This is a genomic window from Streptomyces sp. NPDC057900 (assembly GCF_042887885.1).
Classification (GTDB): Bacteria; Actinomycetota; Actinomycetes; order Streptomycetales; family Streptomycetaceae; genus Streptomyces.
The window spans coordinates 1,446,146-1,467,613 of record NZ_JBHVOI010000001.1; the positions used below are offsets into that span (position 1 = coordinate 1,446,146).

The 21,468-nt window shown below is 72.5% G+C and carries 22 protein-coding genes; 17 read left to right on the forward strand and 5 right to left on the reverse strand.

The window, feature by feature from the left end:
• Nucleotides 1-104 precede the first annotated feature (104 nt).
• From ACFVQ0_RS05970 to ACFVQ0_RS05985, 4 genes are all read left to right on the forward strand, one after another.
• Nucleotides 105-1,064, forward strand: coding sequence for a dihydrodipicolinate synthase family protein (locus ACFVQ0_RS05970; protein ID WP_390084955.1), 960 nt, complete (start codon nt 105-107; stop codon nt 1,062-1,064).
• Nucleotides 1,061-2,053: an ROK family protein gene (locus ACFVQ0_RS05975; RefSeq protein WP_390084957.1), complete on the forward strand. Its 993-nt coding sequence runs from the start codon at nt 1,061-1,063 to the stop codon at nt 2,051-2,053. Before ACFVQ0_RS05970 ends, ACFVQ0_RS05975 begins: the two co-directional genes overlap by 4 nt.
• 11 nt (nt 2,054-2,064) lie before the next feature.
• Entirely contained in the window at nt 2,065-2,745 is a 681-nt protein-coding gene (locus ACFVQ0_RS05980) for an N-acetylmannosamine-6-phosphate 2-epimerase (RefSeq protein WP_390085414.1), read from the forward strand.
• Between the two features lie 71 nt (nt 2,746-2,816).
• The gene (locus ACFVQ0_RS05985; protein ID WP_390084959.1) at nt 2,817-4,271 is read left to right on the forward strand and encodes a sialate:H+ symport family MFS transporter; all 1,455 of its coding nucleotides are present in this window, start codon (nt 2,817-2,819) and stop codon (nt 4,269-4,271) included.
• A gap of 24 nt (nt 4,272-4,295) precedes the next feature.
• Here ACFVQ0_RS05985 and ACFVQ0_RS05990 read toward each other — a convergent pair whose 3' ends face one another.
• The gene (locus tag ACFVQ0_RS05990) at nt 4,296-5,522 is read right to left on the reverse strand and encodes an acetyl-CoA C-acetyltransferase (RefSeq protein ID WP_390084961.1); all 1,227 of its coding nucleotides are present in this window, start codon (nt 5,520-5,522) and stop codon (nt 4,296-4,298) included.
• A gap of 369 nt (nt 5,523-5,891) precedes the next feature.
• On the opposite strand from ACFVQ0_RS05990, the gene ACFVQ0_RS05995 reads away from it, so the two are divergent.
• Nucleotides 5,892-7,463, forward strand: a complete 1,572-nt coding sequence (locus tag ACFVQ0_RS05995) for a 3-hydroxyacyl-CoA dehydrogenase (protein ID WP_390084963.1) — start codon at nt 5,892-5,894, stop codon at nt 7,461-7,463.
• A gap of 73 nt (nt 7,464-7,536) precedes the next feature.
• Here the strand turns inward: ACFVQ0_RS05995 and ACFVQ0_RS06000 are convergent, their stop codons facing one another.
• Both ACFVQ0_RS06000 and ACFVQ0_RS06005 read right to left on the reverse strand, forming a co-directional pair.
• A complete protein-coding gene (locus tag ACFVQ0_RS06000; RefSeq protein WP_390084965.1) occupies nt 7,537-8,130 on the reverse strand; it encodes a hypothetical protein in 594 nt (197 codons plus the stop codon).
• Nucleotides 8,127-8,822 (reverse strand): hypothetical protein, encoded by a 696-nt coding sequence (locus ACFVQ0_RS06005; RefSeq protein WP_390084967.1) that lies wholly within the window; start codon nt 8,820-8,822, stop codon nt 8,127-8,129. Before ACFVQ0_RS06005 ends, ACFVQ0_RS06000 begins: the two co-directional genes overlap by 4 nt.
• A 140-nt stretch (nt 8,823-8,962) precedes the next feature.
• Between ACFVQ0_RS06005 and ACFVQ0_RS06010 the strand changes: the two genes are divergently transcribed.
• Entirely contained in the window at nt 8,963-9,355 is a 393-nt protein-coding gene (locus ACFVQ0_RS06010) for a VOC family protein (RefSeq protein ID WP_390084969.1), read from the forward strand.
• Here the strand turns inward: ACFVQ0_RS06010 and ACFVQ0_RS06015 are convergent.
• Nucleotides 9,352-10,065, reverse strand: coding sequence for a DUF6597 domain-containing transcriptional factor (locus ACFVQ0_RS06015; RefSeq protein ID WP_390084970.1), 714 nt, complete (start codon nt 10,063-10,065; stop codon nt 9,352-9,354). The genes ACFVQ0_RS06010 and ACFVQ0_RS06015 overlap by 4 nt on opposite strands.
• Nucleotides 10,066-10,130: 65 nt before the next feature.
• On the opposite strand from ACFVQ0_RS06015, the gene ACFVQ0_RS06020 reads away from it, so the two are divergent.
• Nucleotides 10,131-10,487: a CU044_2847 family protein gene (locus ACFVQ0_RS06020; RefSeq protein ID WP_390084972.1), complete on the forward strand. Its 357-nt coding sequence runs from the start codon at nt 10,131-10,133 to the stop codon at nt 10,485-10,487.
• A gap of 9 nt (nt 10,488-10,496) precedes the next feature.
• On the opposite strand, the gene ACFVQ0_RS06025 is transcribed toward ACFVQ0_RS06020, so the two are convergent.
• Nucleotides 10,497-11,660 carry a YihY/virulence factor BrkB family protein gene (locus tag ACFVQ0_RS06025; protein ID WP_390084974.1) on the reverse strand — a complete coding sequence of 388 codons (1,164 nt, stop codon included), beginning with the start codon at nt 11,658-11,660 and terminating at the stop codon, nt 10,497-10,499.
• Nucleotides 11,661-11,677: 17 nt separating this feature from the next.
• Between ACFVQ0_RS06025 and ACFVQ0_RS06030 the strand changes: the two genes are divergently transcribed.
• From ACFVQ0_RS06030 to ACFVQ0_RS06075, 10 genes are all read left to right on the forward strand, one after another.
• Complete coding sequence (locus tag ACFVQ0_RS06030) at nt 11,678-13,315, forward strand: acyl-CoA dehydrogenase family protein (RefSeq protein WP_390084975.1); 1,638 nt, start codon at nt 11,678-11,680, stop codon at nt 13,313-13,315.
• A gap of 266 nt (nt 13,316-13,581) precedes the next feature.
• On the forward strand, nt 13,582-14,862 hold the full coding sequence (locus ACFVQ0_RS06035; RefSeq protein WP_390084977.1) for a GAF domain-containing protein: 1,281 nt from the start codon (nt 13,582-13,584) through the stop codon (nt 14,860-14,862).
• A gap of 81 nt (nt 14,863-14,943) precedes the next feature.
• On the forward strand, nt 14,944-15,585 hold the full coding sequence (locus ACFVQ0_RS06040; RefSeq protein ID WP_390084978.1) for a GNAT family N-acetyltransferase: 642 nt from the start codon (nt 14,944-14,946) through the stop codon (nt 15,583-15,585).
• 161 nt (nt 15,586-15,746) lie between these two features.
• The gene (locus ACFVQ0_RS06045) at nt 15,747-15,830 is read left to right on the forward strand and encodes a putative leader peptide (RefSeq protein WP_309486338.1); all 84 of its coding nucleotides are present in this window, start codon (nt 15,747-15,749) and stop codon (nt 15,828-15,830) included.
• 114 nt (nt 15,831-15,944) lie between these two features.
• A complete protein-coding gene (locus ACFVQ0_RS06050) occupies nt 15,945-17,642 on the forward strand; it encodes a nitrite/sulfite reductase (protein WP_390084980.1) in 1,698 nt (565 codons plus the stop codon).
• Entirely contained in the window at nt 17,639-17,818 is a 180-nt protein-coding gene (locus ACFVQ0_RS06055) for a hypothetical protein (protein ID WP_311302488.1), read from the forward strand. The genes ACFVQ0_RS06050 and ACFVQ0_RS06055 overlap by 4 nt, the downstream gene beginning before the upstream one ends.
• On the forward strand, nt 17,815-18,531 hold the full coding sequence (locus tag ACFVQ0_RS06060) for a phosphoadenylyl-sulfate reductase (protein ID WP_390084982.1): 717 nt from the start codon (nt 17,815-17,817) through the stop codon (nt 18,529-18,531). Before ACFVQ0_RS06055 ends, ACFVQ0_RS06060 begins: the two co-directional genes overlap by 4 nt.
• Before the next feature lie 23 nt (nt 18,532-18,554).
• On the forward strand, nt 18,555-19,100 hold the full coding sequence (gene cysC, locus ACFVQ0_RS06065; RefSeq protein WP_390084984.1) for an adenylyl-sulfate kinase: 546 nt from the start codon (nt 18,555-18,557) through the stop codon (nt 19,098-19,100).
• Entirely contained in the window at nt 19,097-20,032 is a 936-nt protein-coding gene (gene cysD / locus ACFVQ0_RS06070) for a sulfate adenylyltransferase subunit CysD (RefSeq protein ID WP_390084986.1), read from the forward strand. Before cysC ends, cysD begins: the two co-directional genes overlap by 4 nt.
• A gap of 1 nt (nt 20,033) precedes the next feature.
• Nucleotides 20,034-21,377: a sulfate adenylyltransferase subunit 1 gene (locus ACFVQ0_RS06075; protein ID WP_390084988.1), complete on the forward strand. Its 1,344-nt coding sequence runs from the start codon at nt 20,034-20,036 to the stop codon at nt 21,375-21,377.
• Nucleotides 21,378-21,468: the final 91 nt, after the last annotated feature.

Consider the following 21,468-nt stretch of genomic DNA (forward strand, 5'->3'; position numbering starts at 1 on the left):
CTGTTTAAGGTGAAGCTAGACATAGGACATCTTACGTCTCACGTCTCGATCCGCGTAGCCCGACAGGCCTCGGATCGGTATCCCGATCAGCTGGAGCCTCCACCATGTCTCTGACCGCACCCCTGCTCGGCGTAGTGCCGCCGGTCTGCACCCCGCTCGATCCCCGCGGGGAGGTCGACACCGCGTCCCTGGCCCGGCTCGTCGAGCACCTCATCGGCGGGGGCGTGCACGGACTCTTCGCGCTCGGCTCCACCAGCGAGGTCGCCTACCTGACCGACGAGCAGCGCGGCACGGTCCTGGAGACCGTGGTCAACGTGACCGACGGGCGGGTCCCGGTGCTGGCCGGGGTGATCGACACCACCACGGCCCGGGTCGTCGAGCACGCCAGGTCCGCCGCCCGGCTCGGCGCGGACGCCCTGGTCGCGACCGCGCCGTTCTACACCCGCACCCACGCCAAGGAGATCGCCGCGCACTTCCGCCGGCTGCGCGCCGAGGTGGACCTGCCGCTCTTCGCGTACGACATCCCGGTCGCCGTGCACAGCAAGCTGTCCGCCGCGCTGGTCCGCGAGCTCGCCGAGGACGGCACCCTGGCCGGGCTCAAGGACAGCAGCGGCGACGAGGGCGGGCTGCGCCGGCTCATCGTCGAACTCGGTGGCCGCGAGGGCCGCGCGCGGGGGCCGGTGCCCGGCTTCAGCATCCTCACCGGTTCCGAACTGACCGTGGACGCGGCGCTGCTGGCCGGCGCCGACGGGGTCGTCCCCGGCATCGGCAATGTGGACCCGGCCGGCTACGTACGGCTCTACGAGGCCGCGCGGGCCGGGAACTGGACGCTGGCCGCCGAGGAGCAGGAGCGGCTCGTCGCGCTGTTCGCCATGGTGGACGCCGGACCGGAGGCGGACATGGGCCGCAGCTCCTCCGCGCTCGGCTCGTTCAAGTCGGCGCTCCAGCTGCTGGGCGTCATCGACTGCGGCGACACCGCGTTCCCGCAGATCCAGCTGTCCGCCGAATCCGTCGCGCTGGTCTCCGGACTGCTGCGCGCCGCCGGTCTGCCGCCGGTCCGATGACCGTGACAGCACCGGGGACATCCACGTCACGGGCCGCGCGGACAGCGCCGGACGGCCGGCCCGTCGTCGGCCTCGACCTCGGCGGTACGAAGATCGCCGCCGCGCTCCTCGGCGCCGACGGCACGGTCCTGGCCCGGCACAGCCGCCCCACCCCGGCCCGTGCCGGTGCGGCGGCGGTGCTCGACGCGCTCGCGGCCGCGGTGGCCGAGGTCGATCCCGGCCGGGCCGCCGCGCTCCTCGGCATCGCGGCGGCCGGGGTGGTGGATCCCCGCACCGGCATGGTGACCAGCGCCACCGACTCCATCCACGGCTGGGCCGGCACCGCGCTGGGCGCCGGGCTCGCGGACCGTACCGGGTACGCGGTGGCCTGCGACAACGACGTACGCGCCACGGCCGGTCCGGAGCTCGCCGCGCTGAACGCGGAGCGGCAGGACCGCGGTTCGCTGCTCTTCGCCGCCATCGGCACCGGGGTCGGCGGCGCGATCGCCGTCGACGGGCGGATGCTGCACGGGGCGTCCGGCATCGCCGGGCACCTCGGCCATCTGCCCAGCCCGGCGGCGGCCGGACTGCCCTGCACCTGCGGGTCCACCGGCCATCTGGAGGTCATCGCCTCCGGGCCCGGTATCGCCGCCCATTACGAGCGGCTGACCGGCGCCCCGGTGGACCGGCTGGAGACCGTCGCCGTACGGGCCGCGCGGGGCGAACCGGCCGCCGTGTCCGCCATCACCACGGGCGCGGCCGCCGCGGGCCAGGTGCTCGGCGGACTCGCCAACGCCTTCGGCCCCGACCGGGTCGTCGTCGGCGGCGGCGTCCCGGGGATCGGCCCGCTGTACGGGGACGCCCTGCGCGCCGCGTTCGTCTCGGAGCTGATGGAACCGCTGCGCGGGCTCGTCCCCCGGGCGCCGCTCCTGGGCCACGACGCGGCCGTGCTCGGAGCGGCCGCCCTGACCACCACACTTCCCCTCCACCACCCGGGAGCCCACCGATGACCGCTCAGAACCTGGCCGCGCGGGACCTCGCCGCCGCCCTCCGGGGCAGGCTGATCGTGTCCTGCCAGGCCCCGCCCGGCGACCCGATGCGGGAGACCGGCACCCTGGTGCGCCTGGCGCTGTCGGCCGTCGCCGGTGGCGGCGCGGCGATCCGGGCCAACGAGCCGGCGGTCGTCGCCGCGATCGTGGAGGCCGTCGACCTGCCGGTCATCGGCCTCTGGAAGGACGGCGACATCGGGGTGTACATCACGCCGACCGTGCGGCACGCCCTGGCGGTGGCCGAGGCGGGCGCGGCCGTCGTCGCGGCGGACGCCACCGACCGGCCGCGCCCCGACGGCTCGGCGTTCGCGGACGTCGTGGGGGCGGTCCACGCGGCCGGCGCGCTGGTGATGGCCGACGTCTCCACCTTCGAGGAGGGCGTCGCGGCCGCCGCGCAGGGGGCCGACTTCGTCTCCACGACGCTCTCCGGCTACGTGCCCGGCACCCCGAAGCAGACCGGCCCCGATCTCGATCTGGTGGCCGCGCTGTCCGCCGCGATCGATGTCCCGGTCGTCGCCGAAGGCCGTATCAACACCCCGGAGGAGGCGGCCGAGGCCCTGCGGCTCGGGGCGCACAGCGTCGTCGTCGGCACCGCCATCACCGCCCCCACGGCCCTGACCGCCCGTTTCGTCGCAGGCATCGCCCAGCCCTAGGGCCGGGCCCCTCCCCCACCACGCGGGGCGGCTGTTCGAAGGAGAGCGCCGTCCCGCATCCTGGAGTCACCGTGCAGACCACATCACCCCCCACGCTCCCCTGGTACCGCCAGGTCAGCCGCACCCAGTGGAAGTCGTTCCTCGCCGCCTGGATCGGCTACGTCCTGGACGGCTTCGACTTCGTGCTGATCACCCTCGTGCTGACGGAGATCAGCGACGAGTTCGGCCTGAGCACGGTGCAGGCGGCCAGCCTGATCTCCGGCGCGTTCATCACCCGCTGGCTGGGCGGGGCGGTCCTCGGCGCGATCGGCGACCGGTACGGCCGCAAGCTCTCCATGGTGCTGAGCATCCTGCTGTACTCGGTGGGGACGTTCGCCTGCGGGTTCGCCTGGAACTACCACAGCCTGTTCGCCGCCCGGCTGGCGATCGGCATGGGCATGGCCGGTGAGTACAGCGCCAGCTCCACGTACGTCATGGAGAGCTGGCCCGCCGGAATGCGCAGCCGGGCCAGCGGCTTCCTGATCTCCGGCTTCTCGGTCGGCTCCGTGCTCGCCGCCCAGGTCTACAACTGGGTGGTCCCCTCGCTCGGCTGGCGCTGGATGTTCTACCTGGGTCTCATCCCGATCGCCATCGCGCTGTGGATGCGGCGCTCGCTGCCGGAGGCGGAGGAGTGGACGGAGTCCGTCGCGGAGCAGGGCGCCAGGCCCAATCCGTTCGCGCCGCTGTTCGCCACCCGCGCCCGGTCGGCCGCCAACACGGTGCTGGTCGTCGTCGCCACGGTCTCGCTGTTCCTCGTCTTCACACCCGGCGGCGCCGGCATGGTGCCCGTACTCTCGGTGATCGCCGGTCTCTCGCTCGCCGCGTTCGCCGTCCAACTGGGCGGGCGGCGGAGCTGGGTGCTCTACCTGTCGATGATCGTCACGCTGTTCTTCGCGTTCCTGTACTCGTGGCCGATCCAGGCACTGCTGCCGACGTATCTGAAGACCGAGCTGGGCTACACCACGGACCAGGTCACCGACGTCCTGTACTTCGCGGGCTTCGGCACCATGGCGGGCTGCTGGGCGGCGGGCTTCCTGGGCGACCGCATCGGGACGAAGAAGGCGTACGCGCTGACCCTGCTGGCCTCGCTCGCCTTCGTCTACCCGGTGTTCGCCGTGCACAACAACCTGCTGCTGCTCGGCGCGCTCCTCTTCCTCCTCCAGGCGACGAGCTTCGGCATCTCCGGACTCCTGCCCCGCTACATCGGCGGCCACTTCCCGACGGCGAGCCGGGGCGCCGCCCTCGGCTTCACCTACAACGTGGGCGCCCTCGGCGGAGCCGTCGCCCCGGTCCTGGGCGCGCATCTCGCCTCCGGCATGGACCTGGGGCAGGCACTGGCGGTGCTGACGTTCGCGGGCACGGTGATCGTGGTGCTGCTGGTCGGCTTCGACGTACCGGCCCGGCTGAACCGGCTGACGGACCCGGACTCGGCACCGGACCACCTGGCGGCACCGTCGCCCCGGAAGCACGTGCGGACAGGCCCCTGAGGGCTGTCCGGCATACGGCTTGGGTCAGGCCGCGATGCGCTCGAAGACCGCCGCCAGGCCCTGTCCGCCGCCGATGCACATGGTCTCCAGGCCGTACCGGCCCTCGCGGCGGTGCAGTTCCCTGGTGAGGGTGGCGAGGATGCGGGCTCCGGTGGCGCCGACCGGGTGGCCGAGTGAGATGCCGGAGCCGTTCACGTTGATCCGCTCCTCGTGGTCCTTCTCGCCGAGCCCCAGTTCGCGGGTGCACGCCAGCACCTGGGCGGCGAAGGCCTCGTTGAGCTCGATCAGGTCGAGGTCGGCGAGGGTGAGCCCGGCGCGGGCCAGCGCCGTGCGGGTGGCGGGGACGGGGCCGATGCCCATGGTGGCCGCCGGTACCCCGGCGCGGGCGAAGGAGACCAGCCGGACGAGCGGGGTGAGGCCGAGCCGTTCGGCGGTGGCGGCGCTGGTCACCAGGCAGGCGGCGGCCGCGTCGTTCTGGCCGCTGGCGTTTCCGGCGGTGACGGTGGCCGCGGGGTCGGACCTGCCCATGATCGGGCGGAGCCCCGCGAGTTGCTCCGCGGTGGTGTCGGGGCGCGGGTGCTCGTCGGCGGTGACGACCGTGTCGCCCTTGCGGGTGCGTACGGTCACGGCGACCGTCTCCGCCTCGTACCGGCCCTCGGAGACGGCCCGGCCCGCCCGCTGCTGCGAGCGCAGGGCCAGGGCGTCCTGGTCCGCGCGGCTGATGCCGTACTCGCGGCGGAGGTTCTCCGCGGTCTCGATCATGCCGCCGGGCACCGGGTGGTTGACGCCGCCCGCGGTGACCCGGCCCTGGGCGAGCGAGTCGTGGAGCTGGAGGCCGGGACCCTTGATGCCCCAGCGGCCGTCGTGCGTGTAGTAGGGGGCCGCGCTCATCACGTCGACGCCGCCCGCGATCACCACCTCGCTGAAGCCGGCCCCGATCTGCATCGCGGCGTCGAGGACGGCCTGGAGCCCGGAGCCACAACGGCGGTCGATCTGGGTGCCGGTGACGGACTGCGGCAGCCCGGCGTCGAGCGCGGCGACCCGGCCGATGGCTGGGGCGTCGGCGGACGGGTAGGCGCTCCCGAGGATCACCTCGTCGACCCGGTCCGGGTCGATTCCGGTGCGGGCGACCACCTCGGCGATGACGAGCGCGGCGAGTGACGCCGGTGTCTGCCCCGCGAGCGCTCCGCCGAAGCGGCCGATGGGGGTGCGCAGCGGTTCACAGATCACGACATCGTCTCTGGCGGGCACGGCGGGGCCTTTCGGGGAGGTGGGAGGGGGGCGGACGGTCACGGGGACGGTGCAGGCAGGGCGTCCCGCGCGACGGCGAGTAACGCGCTCAGGGCGGCGGTCGGGTTGTCGGCCCGCCGGGCCGGGGCCGCCTGACGGCCGATGGGCGGACCGGTGAGCGGGACGCGGAGGGATGGCGCAGTTCCATGTCCGCCCCTTGCTTCAGCTCCCATTGATCCATAAGTCGTCCCGATCCGACCTTAATTCGGTATTGGACACCGATCAATGGCCGCTGACACGGTGGGGCGACGCACCCGCGGGCCCCACGAAGGTCTGCGGGAGCCACCGGATCGAACCGCCTGTCCCCACCCCGAGAGGACCGTAACTGCCATGCGTATCAGGATCGTCGGAGCCGGAGCCATGGGCCGCGGCATCGCCCAGTGGGCAGCCGTGGCCGGACACACCGTCGAGCTGTGCGACGTACGGACGGAAGCGGTGACCGAGGCGGCCGGCTTCGTCCGCTCCATGCTGGAGCGGGCCGTGCGGAAGGGCCGGACGACCGCCGACGACGCGGCGGCCGCCGTGGCACGTCTCGTCCCGCTGGATGATCCGTGGGCGGCGGGCCCGGAGGTCGAGCTGGTCATCGAGGCCGTGCGGGAGGACCTCGCCACCAAGGCGGAGGTCTTCGGCCGGCTGGAGCGGGCGCTGCCGGGCTCCGCCGTCTTCGCGACCAACACCTCCTCGCTGTCCGTGACCCGGATCGCCGCCACGCTGAAGGACCCGACGCGCCTGGCCGGGCTGCACTTCTTCAACCCGGTGCCGCTGATGCGGATCGTCGAGGTCGTGCCCGGCGCGGCCACCCGGCCCGGCATCCCGCCGCTGCTCACGGAGCTCGTGGAGAGCTGCGGCCACCGCGCGGTCACGGTCGCCGACACCCCCGGCTTCCTCATCAACCACGCCGGGCGCGGGCTCGTCACGGAGGCGCTCGCGCTGTTGGAGGAGAACGTCAGCGACCCGGCGGGCATCGACCGGATCGCCCGGGACGTACTCGGCCTGCGGATGGGCCCGTTCGAGCTGATGGACCTCACCGGGCTCGATGTGACCGCCGCCGTCATCGACTCGATCTGGGAGGGCTTCCGGCACGAGGACCGGCTCCGCCCCTCCGTCCTGACCCCGAACCGGGTGACCGCCGGGCTGCTCGGCCGCAAGACCGGCAGGGGCTGGTTCGCGTACGGCTCCGAGGCGCCCGCCCCGGCCGCGGAGGCGCCGGTCTCCGGCGACGCGGACCGCCCGGTGCACGTCTTGACCGCCGGGCACGAGGACCGGGACGCCGCCGCGCTGCGCGAGGCGCTGACCGCCGCGGGCGCCACCGTCGAGCGGGGGCCGCGGCCTTCGGCCGGGGCGCTGGTGCTGGTCCCGGTCTGGGGCACCACGGTCGCCGCCGCGGTCGCCGCGCACCGGCTGCCCGCCGGACGCACCTTCGGTGTGGACCCGCTGCCCGCCACCGGGCGCCGCCGGGTACTCGCGGTGACGCCCGCCGCGGAACCGGCCGCCGCGCGGGACGCCCGCGCGGTGCTGGCACGGGCGGCGGACGGCGGCGAGCCGTTCGCGGTCTCCGTCGTGCGGGACACGGCGGGCACGGTCGCGCAGCGGCTGCTCGCCTCCATCGTGTCGGTCTCGGCGTCCATCGCGGAGCGCGCGCTGGCGGCCCCGGCCGATATCGATCCGGCCGTCACGACCGGTCTCGGCTACCCGGTCGGGCCGCTGGCCTGGGGCGACCGGATCGGCGCGGCCCGGATGCTGGAGCTGCACCGGGCCCTGTACGCGACGACCGGCGACCCGCGCCACCGCCCGACCCGCTGGGTCACCGAACGCGCCGCGCTGGGCCTGGCCCTGACGGACCCGGGCACCTCCCCGGAACAGTGCCTCGCGGCGGCGGAGGACGCGCTCCGACCGGTGTGACGGGGCGGTGCGGCGGGGGCGTGCGGTGCGGCGGGGTGGCCGGGGTGGCGATCCGTCGCACCGGCTCCCCGGCTCACCCCGTCAGCCGGATCAGCCCCAGCAGCACCACGGCGGTCACCGCGCCGATGGCCGGCACCCACGCTCCGGGGCGGCGGGGCTCAAGTCGGGGGCCCGGCGGCCCCGCCGGATCCAGCTGCCGGGCCCGCCGCACCCACTCCGTGGGCGGATGCGTGGGAACGCTCACCCGCCACGGCTCACCCGGGTCGTACTCGACGACCATCGACCGTCTGCCACGGGCGTCCTGCACGTCCAGCGGATGGCGCAGCCTCACCCGGAACGGCTTCCCGTCCTCGGGCATCACGGTGATGTCGAACTCGAACGCCGTCTCCGGCGAGGCCGGGTCGCCCGATGCCCGCCCGGTCGCCCTGTTGAACGCCCGGACGCCGTGCACCACCGCGGGCGCGAACGAGCGGGGGCGGCCCGCGCGCGGGCCCGGCGCGATGCCCGCCCGGGAGACCCTGCTGACCAGGTCGACCAGGACCAGGGCGGTCACCGTGGCGTTCAGCCCGATGAGCAGCAGCCAGCGGGGGCCGTCGACGGCCCCCTGGACCAGGGCGGTCACCGCTCCCCCGGTCAGCACGCCCAGCAGTGCGGTACGCGGGTTCACAGCAGGCCCTTCCGCGGTATCGAGACCCGGCAGTCCGCCGCGGAGCCCGGGTTCCGCGCGTCGTACAGCGCGACCGCCCGGCGCCCGAGCGCGTACCGGCCGACGACAGCGGGGAACTCGTGGCGCCCCCCGTCGGCGTCCTGGAAGCGGACCAGGACCCGGCCCCGCCCGCGCCCCACCCGGCTCCAGCCGTCCAGTTCGGCGTCGGCCGTGGCCAGCCGGCCGGCGAGGCGCAGCCGGTGCAGCCCGCCGGTCCGGCGCAGGCTGCTGACGGCGCCCCACCCGGCCGCGAGTGCGAAGACGGCGGCGGCTGTCCAGGAGACGGTGATCCAGTCCGCGACGGTGAGCCGGCCCACCAGCCATCCGGCGGACTCGTCCGCCCGGAGGTCCCCGGTGTCCACGGCCGTCTGCCAGCCCGCTCCGAATCCGGCGGCGGCGAGCGCGAGGGCGGCGCCGGGCGCGGCCCGGTACAGATAGCGCCGGGACATCAGCGCCAGCGCCGCTACGACCGCGAGACCCATGAAAGGCGCCCCGCCCGCGAGGTCGTTGGTCCCGCACGATTCCTCGTCACAGCTCCACACCACGTGCGTGCTCTCGGCCGAGACGACGTGGAACAGCATCCACACCTGCCAGGCCATCAGCACGCAGGCCACCACCAGGGGTACCTGGGTGGCAAACCGTCCCCGTGTCATTCCCTCGCCCCTCATGTCCCGGCCCCGTGACCCGGCCTCCGCTGAAGAACCTATGGCACGGGCCGGACATCGCCGCAGATGGGCGGAGGCATGACCGATTCGTCCAAGACCACGGTCGGTCACCGGCCTACGGTCGGACCATGACTCCACGACTCGACGCGATCGGCATCACCACCGCAGATCTGCCCGCATCACTCGCCTTCTACCGCCGGCTCGGCCTCGACATCCCCGCCGACGCGGAATCCGCACCCCATGTCGAAGTGACGCTCCCGGGCGGACAGCGCCTGCTGTGGGACACCGAGGACGTCGTCCGCTCCTTCGACCCCGAGTGGTCGGGGCCGAAGGGCGGTGAACGGCTCGGTCTCGCCTTCCTCTGCGACAGCCCGGCGGAGGTCGACGCCGTCTTCGCGGAGCTGACGGGCGCCGGATACCGGGGCCATCTGGAGCCGTGGGACGCCGTGTGGGGGCAGCGGTACGCCGTCGTCCTCGACCCGGACGGCTGCGCGGTGTCACTGTTCGCCGCCGCCTCCTAGCCGGATACCTCCCTGGAAGCCGCGAGGTATCCGGTCAGGGTGGTGCCGGCCAGTTCACGCACCTCACGGGCGAGGTGCGCCTGGTCGGCGCAGCCCGCCGCGAGCGCGGCGTCGGCGTACGGCGTTCCGGACCGTACGAGCGCCAGCGCGCGCTGGAGCCGCAGCACCCGGGCGAGTGTCTTGGGGCCGTATCCGAAGGCCGCCAGGGAGCGGCGGTGCAGCTGGCGTGCGCCGAGACCGGCCGCCCGTGCGGTGTCCGCGACGGACCGGCCGGCGTCCAGCCGCGCGGCGACGTACGTCATCACCGGGTCGGGGGGCGCGGTGGCGGCCGCCCTGCGCAGGGCGATCTCCTCCAGGGCGGCGGCCGGCTCCTCGGCCTGCGCGACCCGCTCGGTGAGCTCGCGGACCCGCGCGTCCGGCCACAGCCCGGCCAGCTCGATCCGGCGGTCGCGCAGTTCGTGCGCCGGTACGCCGAGCAGCGCGGGAGCCGTGCCGGGGGCGAAGCGGATGCCCGCGAAGCTGCCCCCGTCTCTCACGGAGGCGGGTTCGGCACGGGTGTCCGGGCCCGCGACGAGCAGCCTGCCGCCGATCCAGAGCAGGTCCATGCAGCCGTCGGGCAGCACCGGGTGGGCCGAGCCCGGTGGGACGGTCAGCGTCCACACCTTCGCGCCGTCGAGTCTCGACGCGCGCTCTTCGTACCGGTCGCCCATGCCACTAGTCTCGTCGAAGGACCGGCGCACGGAAAACGGACTCGATCGGCATCGCGGGGGCGGTCATGGCGGCACTGATGGAATTCACCACCGACAGCGGCGCGACGGTGACGGTCGAGGTCGACCGGCACGCTCCGGGGGCGCAGCTGGTCGCCCGGGACGACGGCAACGCCCTGGCCCGCTCGGGGCGCACCTTCGACCACGCGCTCCAGGGGATCCGGGCGGCGGCCGAATCGGCGCTCGCGGTGTTCCGGGACGGCACGCTGAAGCCGGACGGGGTGGAGATCGAGTTCGGTGTGAAGATCACCACCGAGGCCGGGGCCGTGATCGCGAAGAGCGCGGTGGAGGGTCATCTGACGGTCAAGCTGTCGTGGTCACCGGGTTCCACCCCGCCGCCTCAGCCGGCCCCCGCAGCCGACTGACGGCCGCCCTCATTCGCCGGGCTGGTACGGCTTGTCCGGCTCCTTCTCGCGGTTCGGCTGGAGCCTGGACTTCACGTCGTCGGGCGGCAGGAACCGGGACCACCGCTCCGGGAACTCGGACGGCATGTAGGGGCTGTCGCCCTCGTCCCCGTACTCGTCGTCCACATCCTCGTCCCAGCTCCCCGCCTGGGTGCGGGCCACGAACTCCGCCGCCTGGACCGCGCGCACCCGGTCGTTGGCCGCACGTGCCGCGGCCGTCGCGACCGAGGGCCACACCCGGTCGATGGCCGCGTTGACGGCGGCGCCCACCAGCACCGCGAACGCGGAGACGCCGATCCACAGCAGTACGGCGATCGGCGCGGCGAGCGATCCGTAGATCGTCGGGCCCTCGACCGTACTCGTGAGGTAGATCCGCAGCAGGAAGCTGCCCAGCACCCAGATCGCGAGCGCCATCAGCGCGCCGGGGGTGTCCTCGATCCAGGGCGAGCGGACGGGGACGGACACGTGGTAGAGGGTCGTCAGGAAGGCGATGGACAGCAATATGACCAGGGGCCAGTACATGACGCTTATCAGCTCGGTGCCCCAGGGGATGTACTCCACGACCCGGTCCGGGCCGACCACCAGGAGCGGCAGCACGATCGCGCCGAGCAGCAGCGCCACCACGTACAGCAGGAAGGAGAGCATCCGGGTCTTCACGATGCCGCGCTGGCCGTCGAGCCCGTACATCACGGTGATGGTGTCGATGAAGACGTTCACCGCGCGGGAGCCGGACCAGAGCGCGATCGCGAAACCGATCGAGATGACGTCGGGCCGGGCCCCGGTGGTGACGTCGGCCAGGAGCGGTTTGGCGAAGTCGTTGACGCCCCGCTGGGAGAGCATGGTCTGCGCCGCGCTGAGGATGTTGTTCTCGATGGAGGCGACCGTGGTGGTGCTGGTCCACTCGTCGACGTAGCCGAGCAGGCCGATCAGTCCCAGCAGCAGCGGCGGCAGGGAGAGCAGGGTGAAGAACGCCGCCTCGGCCGCGAGTCCCAGAATGCGGTACTCCATGCACGAGTTGACGGTGTCCTTGAGCAATTGCCAGGCCATCTGCCGCTTGGAGACGTTGCGGTAGAGGACTCGCGCCCGGTGGAGCCGGCCCGGTGGCCGCTCGGGTGTTTCATTTGCTGCCTGCACGTCCATACCGTATCGGCATGGCAGCCACCACCCACACAGTGTCCAACCAGCCCCCTCCCCTGCTCGGCTACGACGTCTTCTCCGCGGACCTCGCGCTCACCGAGGCCGTGGACCGGCACCTCGCGCCGGAGGTGCTCGACGAGGCGCGGGCCGAACTGGTCCGGCTCGGCCTGTCCGCCGGTTCCGCGCAGGCGCGGCGGTGGGGTGAGCAGGCCAACGAGAACCCGCCCCGGCTGCGTACCCATGACCGGTACGGGAACCGCGTCGACGAGGTGGAGTTCCATCCGGCCTGGCACCGGCTGCTCGGTCACGCGGTCTCCGCGGGACTGACCGACGCCTGGGACCGGCCGGGCGGGCATGTGCGCCGGGCGGCCGGTTTCCTGGTCTGGACGCAGGCGGAGGCGGGCCACGGCTGCCCGCTCTCGATGACGCACGCGGCGGTGCCCGCGCTGCGCACCGATCCGGCGGCGGCCGCCGTCTGGGAGCCGCTGCTGACCTCGCACGTGTACGAGGAGGGGCTGCGGCCGGCCGGGGAGAAGGCCGGGGTGCTCCTCGGGATGGGCATGACGGAGAAGCAGGGCGGCACGGACGTCCGGTCGAACACGACGCGTGCCGAGCCGCTGTCCGCCGAGGGTGAGTACCTGCTCACCGGGCACAAGTGGTTCTGCTCGGCGCCGATGTCCGACGGGTTCCTGGTCCTGGCGCAGGCGCCCGGCGGACTGACGTGCTTCCTGCTGCCCAGGGTGCTGCCGGACGGCACCCGCAACGCCTTCGCGATCCAGCGGCTCAAGGACAAGCTGGGCAACCGCTCCAATGCCTCCGCCGAGGTCGAGTTCGACGGTACGTGGGCCCGCCGGATCGGTGAGGAGGGGCGCGGGGTGCGCACGATCATCGAGATGGTGGCGGCGACCCGGCTGGACTGTGTGACCGGCTCCGCCGCGCTGATGCGGCAGGCCGTGGCGCAGGCGGTGCACCACGCCACCTACCGGAGCGCGTTCGGCGGGGTGCTGGTGGACAAGCCGCTGATGCGCAATGTGCTGGCCGATCTGGCGCTGGAGTCGGAGGCGGCGACGGTGCTGGCGATGCGGCTGGCCGCCGCGTACGACGCGGGGACGCAGAGCGAGGCGGCGTTCCTGCGGATCGCGGTGCCGACGGCCAAGTACTGGGTGACGAAGCGGTGCACGCCGATGGTGGGCGAGGCACTCGAATGCCTGGGCGGCAACGGCTACGTGGAGGAGTCGGGCATGCCGCGGCTGCTGCGTGAGGCGCCGCTCAACTCGATCTGGGAGGGCTCGGGGAACGTACAGGCGCTGGATGTGCTGCGGGCGATGCAGCGCGAGCCGCTGGCGCTCAACGCGTTCCTCTCGGAGGTCGGCCTGGCGCGCGGCGCCGATCACCGGCTGGACCGGGCGATCAGGGATCTGCTGACCGAGCTGGCGGATCTGGCCGGGATCGAGGCGCGGGGCAGGCGGCTGGTCGAGCGGATGGCCCTGGTGCTGCAGGGCTCGCTGCTGGTGCGCTGGGCGCCGCCGGAGGTCGCCGACGCGTTCTGCGCCTCGCGGCTGGGCGGGGACTGGGGTTCGGCGTTCGGGACGCTGCCGCACACCCTGGATCTGGCGTCGGTCGTGGAACGGGCGCGGCCCGTGGAGGGCTGACATCCGTCCTGCGGGCGCGCGGGGACAGCAACGGGAGGTGGTGCTGCGCCGACACGGCACCACCCCCCATGCTGTACACACCGGGCTGCGAGGCCGGGGCCGCGCCGTCCGGTGTACCGCCACTCTTGTACGGACCGGGGAGCGTCGCCAGAGTTGCAGAGGGTTGCAACCATTGTGTGGAGTTGCGGCATCGGGTCCCCGGCAGCGGCAGGATGGGGCCCCGCGTCCTTGACACGGGTATCAAGAGGCTCCAGGGGGGATCCGGCATGGAGGCAAGTCCTGTCGATGTGATGCGGCTGGCGGTCCGGGAGTCGGACCGGGCCGCGCGTCTGATCAACCGTGCCCGCGAGGCGCGGCTGGCCGGTGACCGCATGCCGCTCGCTCCGAGGGCCGAGATCGGCGACTCGTGGAACCGGGTGCTGCGCAGCGGGGTCGATCCGGAGAAGTCCACCCACAGCGTCCTGCTGGAGCCGGACGAGATCGAGCACCGGCGCAGGAGCTCCACGCTGGGCGAGGTGATGCCCTTGCTCGGTGACGCCCTGACGGCCATCGCGGACGCCTCGCAGCAGATCATGGTGGTCACCGATGTGGAGGGCCGGGTGCTGTGGCGCCAGGGCAATACGGGGGTGCTGCGCCGGGCCGACGACATCTGTCTGGCGGAGGGCGCCGCCTGGTCGGAGGAGAGCACCGGCACCAACGCGATCGGCACGGCGATCGCCGCGCGCGCCCCGGTGCAGGTCCACTCCGCGGAGCACTTCGTGCGCAGTCTGCACGGGTGGACGTGCGCGGCGGCCCCGGTGCGCGATCCGAGGGACGGCCGGCTGATGGGGATCGTCGACATCAGCGGCCCCGCCTCGACCTTCCATCCGACGACGCTCGCCCTGGTGGGCTCGGTGGCCCGGCTGGCGGAGAGCGAAATCAGGACCCGGCATCTGGAGTCCATCGACCGGCTGCGCTCGGTGGCGGCGCCGATGCTGTGCCGGCTGGGCGGCCGGGCGCTGGCGGTGGACGGCCACGGCTGGCTGGCGGCGGTCACCGGGATGCCGCCGGTGGACCGGCTGCCGCTGCCGAAGTCCCTGCGGCCGGGCCGGGTGTGGCTGCCCTCGCTCGGGATGTGCCGGGTCGAGCCGCTGCCGGGGGGCTGGCTGGTGCAGGTGGCGGACGGCGCGATGGACAGCCCGCCGCGCCGGGTCGTGCTCGACCTGAGCCGGCCGCGCGGCCTCGCGGTGAACGTGGTGAGCCCGGTGGGCACCTGGACGCAGCGGCTGTCCCCGCGCCACGCCGAGCTGCTGTTCGCGCTGGCGCTGCACCGGGAGGGGCGTACCGCCTCCGAGCTGGCGCAGGACATCTTCGGTGATCCGACCAGGACGGTGACGGTGCGGGCCGAGGTCTCCCGGCTGCGGCGCCATCTCGCGGAGGTGCTGGCGCACCGCCCGTACCGCTTCGGTGACGGGGTCGAGGTGGAGGTGATCCACCCGGAGCACCCGGGCGATCTGCTGCCGCGCTCGAACGCCCCGGTGGTGACCGCGGTGCGCGACGCGCGCTGAACGGTGTTCGCGCAGGTGGTGGCCGTCCGACTGCCGGGACCGGCTTGGGCCGGTCCACGCGGGCATGGTTTTCTGGCAGCCATGAGCAACCCCGAGCCCCCCGCAGAACCGACCGCAGAGGTGACCCCCGAGGTAACCGCAGAGGTGACCACAGAGGTGACCGTCTGGTCGCTGGAGCAGACCTCCCCCGATGATCTGCGGCCCTCCGCCGCACCGGAAGGGGACGTCCGGATCGTCCGGTCCGGGATACCGCTGCCCGAGTTCAGCCGCTTCCTCTATACGGCGGTCGGCGGTGACATCCGGTGGACGGACCGGCTGTCGATGACGTACGCGCAGTGGCAGGAGGCGCTGGACCGGCCCGGCGCGGAGACGTGGGTGGCCTACGCGGACGGCACGCCGGCCGGCTACATCGAACTGGACCCGCAGGAGGACGGCGTGGTCGAGATCATGTACTTCGGTCTCATCCCGGCGTTCCGGGGACGCCGGATCGGCGGCCATCTGCTCTCGTACGGGGTGGCCCGCGCCTGGGACCTGGCGGAGCGGTGGCAGGAGCGGCCGGCGACGAAGCGGGTCTGGCTGCACACCTGCTCCAAGGACGGTCCGCACGCCATGGACAACTACCTGCGCCGGGGCTTCCGGCTCTTCGACACCAGGACCGAGACCGAGCCCGAGGTCGCGAATCCGGGCCCGTGGCCGGGTTCCGGCCGGGAGCTGCTTCCGTAACCCGACACCCGGGGAAATGCGGGTGGTTGTCCGGTTATCCGGGTGGCCCGGCGCCCGTCGACTCAGTGACGGGCGCCACAGCGTCTCACCTGACGGGACAGTCTCGTCCACATCATGGATAGTGGTGGACTGCTCCGAGATTCGCGTGACACGCTTCCGTCATGTCTGGAACTGGAATTGCCTTGGTGAGTCGACGCCACGTCGACCTCGGCCGCATGTCCAGCGCCATCTGTCCGGCGAGCTGAGAGTTTCCAGCACCGCCGCGATCCCTTTCCTCTGCAAACCCTGCGCACCGCCGCGCCCAGACGCGAGTGTGCAGTTCAGAGCCGCCCTCCCGCAGTCCAGAAGGACGTACCGTCATGGCCGCTACCCCGGAACAGCCTGCGCCCGCCGCACCTCGCCGCAAGGCAGGACGCCACCGCGGCGAAGGCCAGTGGGCCCTGGGGCACTACACCCCCCTCAACGGCAATGAGCAGTTCAAGAAGGACGACGACAGTCTCAACGTACGGACACGCATTGAGACGATCTACGCCAAGCGCGGATTCGACTCGATCGACCCGAACGACCTTCGTGGACGGATGCGCTGGTGGGGCCTGTACACGCAGCGCAAGCCCGGGATCGACGGCGGCAAGACCGCGGTCCTGGAGCCGGAGGAGCTGGACGACCGGTACTTCATGCTCCGGGTCCGCATCGACGGCGGCCGGCTGACGGCGGCGCAACTGCGGGCGATCGGTGAGGTCTCGGAGAAGTACGCGCGGGGCACCGCCGACGTCACCGACCGGCAGAACATCCAGCTGCACTGGATCCGTATCGAGGACGTCCCGGCCATCTGGGAGAAGCTGGAGGCCGTCGGCCTGTCCACGACGGAGGCCTGCGGCGACTGCCCGCGCGTGATCATCGGCTCCCCGGTGGCGGGGATCGCCGCCGACGAGATCATCGACGGCACCCCGGCGGTCGACGAGATCCACGACCGCTACATCGGCAGCAAGGAATTCTCCAACCTGCCGCGCAAGTTCAAGACCGCGATCTCCGGCTCGCCCGTGCAGGACGTGGTCCACGAGATCAACGACATCGCCTTCGTCGGCGTCGTCCACCCCGAACACGGCCCCGGCTTCGACCTCTGGGTCGGCGGCGGCCTCTCGACCAACCCCCGGCTCGCCGAACGCCTGGGCGCCTGGGTGCCGTTGGCCGAGGTCCCCGACGTCTGGGCCGGAGTCGTCGGGATCTTCCGTGACTACGGGTACCGGCGGCTGCGCACCCGCGCCCGGCTGAAGTTCCTGATGGCCGACTGGGGGCCCGTCAAGTTCCGCCAGGTACTGGAGGACGAGTACCTCAAGCGGCCGCTGCTCGACGGCCCCGCCCCCGAGCAGCCCAGCAGCCGCTGGCGCGACCACGTGGGCGTCCACGAGCAGCAGGACGGCCGCCGCTACGTCGGCTTCGCGCCCCGGGTCGGCCGGGTCGACGGCCCCACCCTCACCAAGATCGCCGATCTGGCCGCCGCGCACGGCTCCGACCGGCTGCGCACCACCGTCGAGCAGAAGATGCTGATCCTCGACGTGGAGCCGGACCGGGTCGACTCCCTGGTGGCCGGTCTTGAGGAGCTCGGCTTCCAGGTGCAGCCTTCCCCGTTCCGCCGGGGCACGATGGCCTGCACCGGCATCGAGTACTGCAAGCTGGCGATCGTCGAGACCAAGGCGCGCGGCGCCTCGCTCATCGACGAACTGGAGCGCCGCATGCCGGAGTTCGACGAGCCGCTCACCATCAACATCAACGGCTGCCCCAACGCCTGCGCCCGCATTCAGACGGCGGACATCGGGCTCAAGGGCCAGCTCATGCTGGACGGCGACGGCAATCAGGTGGAGGGCTACCAGGTGCACCTGGGCGGTGCGCTGGGCCTGGAGGCCGGCTTCGGCCGCAAGGTCCGCGGCCTGAAGGTCACGTCCGACGAACTGCCCGACTACGTCGAGCGGGTGCTCGGGAACTTCCAGAAGGAGCGCGAGGGCGACGAGCGCTTCGCGACCTGGGCGGCGCGGGCCAGTGCGGAGTCGCTGTCATGAGCGAGCGCGCCGCACCGTTCCACTGCCCCTACTGCGGGGACGAGGACCTGCGCCCGCACGAGACGGGGCACGGGGCCTGGGAATGCGCTTCCTGCAACCGGGCGTTCCAACTGAAGTTCCTGGGCCTGCTGTCCCGGGGACTGGCGCGCAACGACGTTGGAGGGGACGGGATATGACGGACACGCTGCAAGTCGAGAAGCTCACGTCGCGGGAGCTCAGGGAGCTGGCCGAGCGGGCCGGACGCGAGCTGGAGGACGCCTCCGCGGCGGAGATCCTCGCCTGGGCGACCCGCGTCTTCGGGCCGCGTTTCTGCGTCACCTCCTCGATGGAGGACGCGGTCGTGGCGCACCTCGCCTCCCGGGCCCTGCCGGGCGTGGACGTGGTCTTCCTCGACACCGGCTACCACTTCCCCGAGACGATCGGCACCCGCGACGCGGTGGAGGCGGTGATGGACGTCAACGTCATCACCCTGACCCCCCGGCAGTCCGTCGCCGAGCAGGACGCCGAGTACGGGCCGAGGCTGCACGACCGCGACCCCGACCTCTGCTGCAAGCTGCGCAAGGTCAAGCCCCTTGAGGAGGGCCTGACTTCCTACACCGCCTGGGCGACCGGGCTGCGCCGCGACGAGTCCCCCAGCCGGGCGAACACCCCGGTGGTCGGCTGGGACGAGAAGCGGCAGAAGGTCAAGGTCTCGCCTATCGCCCGCTGGACCCAGGAAGACGTGGACGCGTACGTCGCGGAGCACGGAGTGCTCACCAACCCGCTGCTGATGGATGGTTACGCCTCTGTGGGCTGCGCGCCCTGCACCCGTCGGGTGCTGGAGGGCGAGGACGCACGCGCCGGCCGCTGGGCCGGGAGCGGCAAGACCGAGTGCGGGCTGCACGGCTGATGACGACTGATCAGGAGAATTCGATGAGCGTGACGGAGACGGGAGCCACCATCTGGCTGACCGGTCTGCCGAGCGCGGGCAAGACCACCATCGCCCGCGAACTCGCCGCGCGGCTGCGCGGCGAGGGCCACCGGGTGGAGGTGCTCGACGGCGACGAGATCCGGGAGTTCCTCTCCGCGGGCCTCGGCTTCTCCCGCGAGGACCGGCACACCAACGTCCAGCGGATCGGCTTCGTCGCCGGACTGCTGGCGGCCAACGGAGTGAAGGTGCTGGTCCCCGTCATCGCGCCGTATGCGGACAGCCGGGAGGCGGTCCGCAAGCGGCACCAGGCCGGGGGCACGGCGTATCTGGAGGTGCACGTCGCCACTCCGGTCGAGGTGTGCTCGGTGCGCGATGTGAAGGGGCTGTACGCCAAGCAGGCGGCGGGCGAGATCAGTGGGCTGACCGGGGTGGACGACCCCTATGAGGCCCCCGAGTCGCCGGACCTGCGGATCGAGTCGCACCAGCAGTCCGTGCAGGAGTCCGCGGCGGAGTTGTACGCGCTGCTGAGCGAGAGGGGTGCAGCGTGACGACCGTCGCGACTGTGTCGGAAGGCACCGCCAATCCGTACGCACTCAGCCATCTGGACTCCCTGGAGTCGGAGGCGGTGCACATCTTCCGGGAGGTGGCCGGGGAGTTCGAGCGGCCGGTGATCCTGTTCTCCGGTGGCAAGGACTCGATCCTGATGCTGCACCTGGCGCTCAAGGCGTTCGCGCCCGCGCCGGTGCCGTTCACCCTGCTGCACGTGGACACCGGACACAACTTCCCCGAGGTCCTGGAGTACCGCGACCGGGTGGTCGCCGAACACGGACTGCGGCTGCACGTCGCCTCCGTCCAGGAGTACATCGACACCGGGAAGCTCCGCGAACGCCCCGACGGCACCCGCAACCCGCTCCAGACCGTGCCCCTGACCGAAGCCATCCAGCAGCACCGCTTCGACGCCGTCTTCGGCGGCGGCCGCCGCGACGAGGAAAAGGCACGCGCCAAGGAACGGGTGTTCTCCCTGCGCGACGAGTTCTCCCAGTGGGACCCCCGCCGCCAGCGCCCCGAACTGTGGCAGCTCTACAACGGCCGACACGCCGCGGGTGAACACGTACGCGTCTTCCCCATCTCCAACTGGACCGAACTCGACGTCTGGCAGTACATCGAGCGCGAGAGCATCGAACTCCCGCAGATCTACTTCGCCCACGAACGCGAGGTCTTCAGCCGCTCCGGAATGTGGCTCACCGCGGGCGACTGGGGCGGCCCCAAGGACCACGAACGGACCGAGACCCGCCAGGTCCGCTACCGCACCGTCGGCGACATGTCCTGCACCGGCGCCGTCGACTCCGACGCCACCACACTGGCCGCCGTCATCACCGAGATCGCCGCCTCCCGCCTCACCGAACGGGGCGCCACCCGCGCCGACGACAAAATGTCAGAGGCCGCGATGGAAGACCGCAAGCGCGAGGGGTACTTCTAACATGACCACACCCACCCAGCTCGCCGACCAGCTCTCGACCACCACCCTCCTGCGGTTCGCCACCGCCGGATCCGTCGACGACGGCAAATCCACCCTCGTGGGACGACTGCTCCACGACTCCAAGTCCGTCCTCACCGACCAACTCGAAGCCGTCGAGGACGCCTCCCGCAAACGCGGCCAGGAAGCACCCGACCTCGCCCTGCTCACCGACGGACTGCGCGCGGAGCGCGAACAGGGCATCACCATCGACGTCGCCTACCGCTACTTCGCCACACCCCGACGCCGCTTCATCCTCGCCGACACCCCCGGCCACGTGCAGTACACCCGCAACATGGTCACCGGCGCCTCCACCGCCGAACTGGCCGTGGTGCTGGTGGACGCCCGCAACGGGGTCGTCGAGCAGACCCGCCGGCACGCCGCCGTCGCCGCCCTGCTCCGCGTCCCGCACGTGGTGCTGGCCGTGAACAAGATGGATCTGGTCGACTACGCGGAGCCGGTGTTCGCCGCCATCGCCGAGGAGTTCACCGCCTACGCGGCCTCGCTCGGAGTCCCGGAGATCACCGCGATCCCGATCTCCGCGTTGGCCGGCGACAACGTCGTGGAACCGTCCGCGAACATGGACTGGTACGGCGGCCCGACCGTCCTGGAGCACCTGGAGACGGTCCCGGTCAGCCACGACCTCACCGGCTGCCACGCCCGCTTCCCCGTCCAGTACGTGATCCGCCCGCAGACGGCCGAGCACCCCGACTACCGGGGCTACGCGGGTCAGATCGCCGCCGGGGTGTTCCGGGTCGGCGAGCCCGTCACCGTACTGCCCTCGGGCCGTACGTCGACGATCGCCGGGATCGATCTGCTCGGCGCCGGCGTGGACATCGCCTGGGCCCCGCAGTCGGTGACGATCCGGCTCACCGATGACGTCGACGTCTCGCGCGGCGACCTGATCGCACCCTCTGACGACGCCCCGGCCGTCACCCAGGACGTCGAGGCGACCGTCTGCCACGTCGCGGACCGGCCGCTCACCGTGGGCCAGCGGGTGCTGATCAAGCACACCACCCGCACCGTCAAGGCGATAGTGAAGGACATCCCGTCCCGCCTCACCCTGGACGACCTCTCCCAGCACCCGGCGCCCGGACAGCTCGTCGCCAACGACATCGGCCGGGTCGTCGTACGCACCGCAGAGCCGCTCGCGCTCGACCCGTACGCCGACTCGCGCCGCACCGGTTCGTTCCTGCTGATCGACCCGGCGGACGGCACCACCCTGTCGGCCGGCATGGCGGGCGCCTCGTTCGCCGCCGTGGTGCGCGCGGCGGCCCCGGCGGACGACGAAGCGGAGTGGGACTTCTGATGAGCGGGGACATCTTCTCGACCTTCGCGAAGGAGGGCGGCCGCGTCGGCAGCGGCGCCCTCGGCAGCGGGCAGGGCGGGGTCGCACGATG

Bases quoted from the DNA above. Each gene is read 5' to 3' on its own strand.
- ACFVQ0_RS06005 (WP_390084967.1), bottom strand. From the start codon at position 8,822: ATGACACGGGGACGGTTTGCCACCCAGGTACCCCTGGTGGTGGCCTGC.
- ACFVQ0_RS05975 (WP_390084957.1), top strand. From the start codon at position 1,061: ATGACCGTGACAGCACCGGGGACATCCACGTCACGGGCCGCGCGGACA.
- ACFVQ0_RS05995 (WP_390084963.1), top strand. From the start codon at position 5,892: ATGCGTATCAGGATCGTCGGAGCCGGAGCCATGGGCCGCGGCATCGCC.
- ACFVQ0_RS06035 (WP_390084977.1), top strand. From the start codon at position 13,582: ATGGAGGCAAGTCCTGTCGATGTGATGCGGCTGGCGGTCCGGGAGTCG.
- ACFVQ0_RS06060 (WP_390084982.1), top strand. From the start codon at position 17,815: ATGACGGACACGCTGCAAGTCGAGAAGCTCACGTCGCGGGAGCTCAGG.
- ACFVQ0_RS06040 (WP_390084978.1), top strand. From the start codon at position 14,944: ATGAGCAACCCCGAGCCCCCCGCAGAACCGACCGCAGAGGTGACCCCC.
- ACFVQ0_RS06050 (WP_390084980.1), top strand. From the start codon at position 15,945: ATGGCCGCTACCCCGGAACAGCCTGCGCCCGCCGCACCTCGCCGCAAG.
- ACFVQ0_RS06020 (WP_390084972.1), top strand. From the start codon at position 10,131: ATGGCGGCACTGATGGAATTCACCACCGACAGCGGCGCGACGGTGACG.
- ACFVQ0_RS05970 (WP_390084955.1), top strand. From the start codon at position 105: ATGTCTCTGACCGCACCCCTGCTCGGCGTAGTGCCGCCGGTCTGCACC.
- ACFVQ0_RS06015 (WP_390084970.1), bottom strand. From the start codon at position 10,065: ATGGGCGACCGGTACGAAGAGCGCGCGTCGAGACTCGACGGCGCGAAG.
- ACFVQ0_RS06045 (WP_309486338.1), top strand. From the start codon at position 15,747: ATGTCTGGAACTGGAATTGCCTTGGTGAGTCGACGCCACGTCGACCTC.
- cysC (WP_390084984.1), top strand. From the start codon at position 18,555: ATGAGCGTGACGGAGACGGGAGCCACCATCTGGCTGACCGGTCTGCCG.
- ACFVQ0_RS06055 (WP_311302488.1), top strand. From the start codon at position 17,639: ATGAGCGAGCGCGCCGCACCGTTCCACTGCCCCTACTGCGGGGACGAG.
- ACFVQ0_RS06075 (WP_390084988.1), top strand. From the start codon at position 20,034: ATGACCACACCCACCCAGCTCGCCGACCAGCTCTCGACCACCACCCTC.
- ACFVQ0_RS06010 (WP_390084969.1), top strand. From the start codon at position 8,963: ATGACTCCACGACTCGACGCGATCGGCATCACCACCGCAGATCTGCCC.
- ACFVQ0_RS06030 (WP_390084975.1), top strand. From the start codon at position 11,678: ATGGCAGCCACCACCCACACAGTGTCCAACCAGCCCCCTCCCCTGCTC.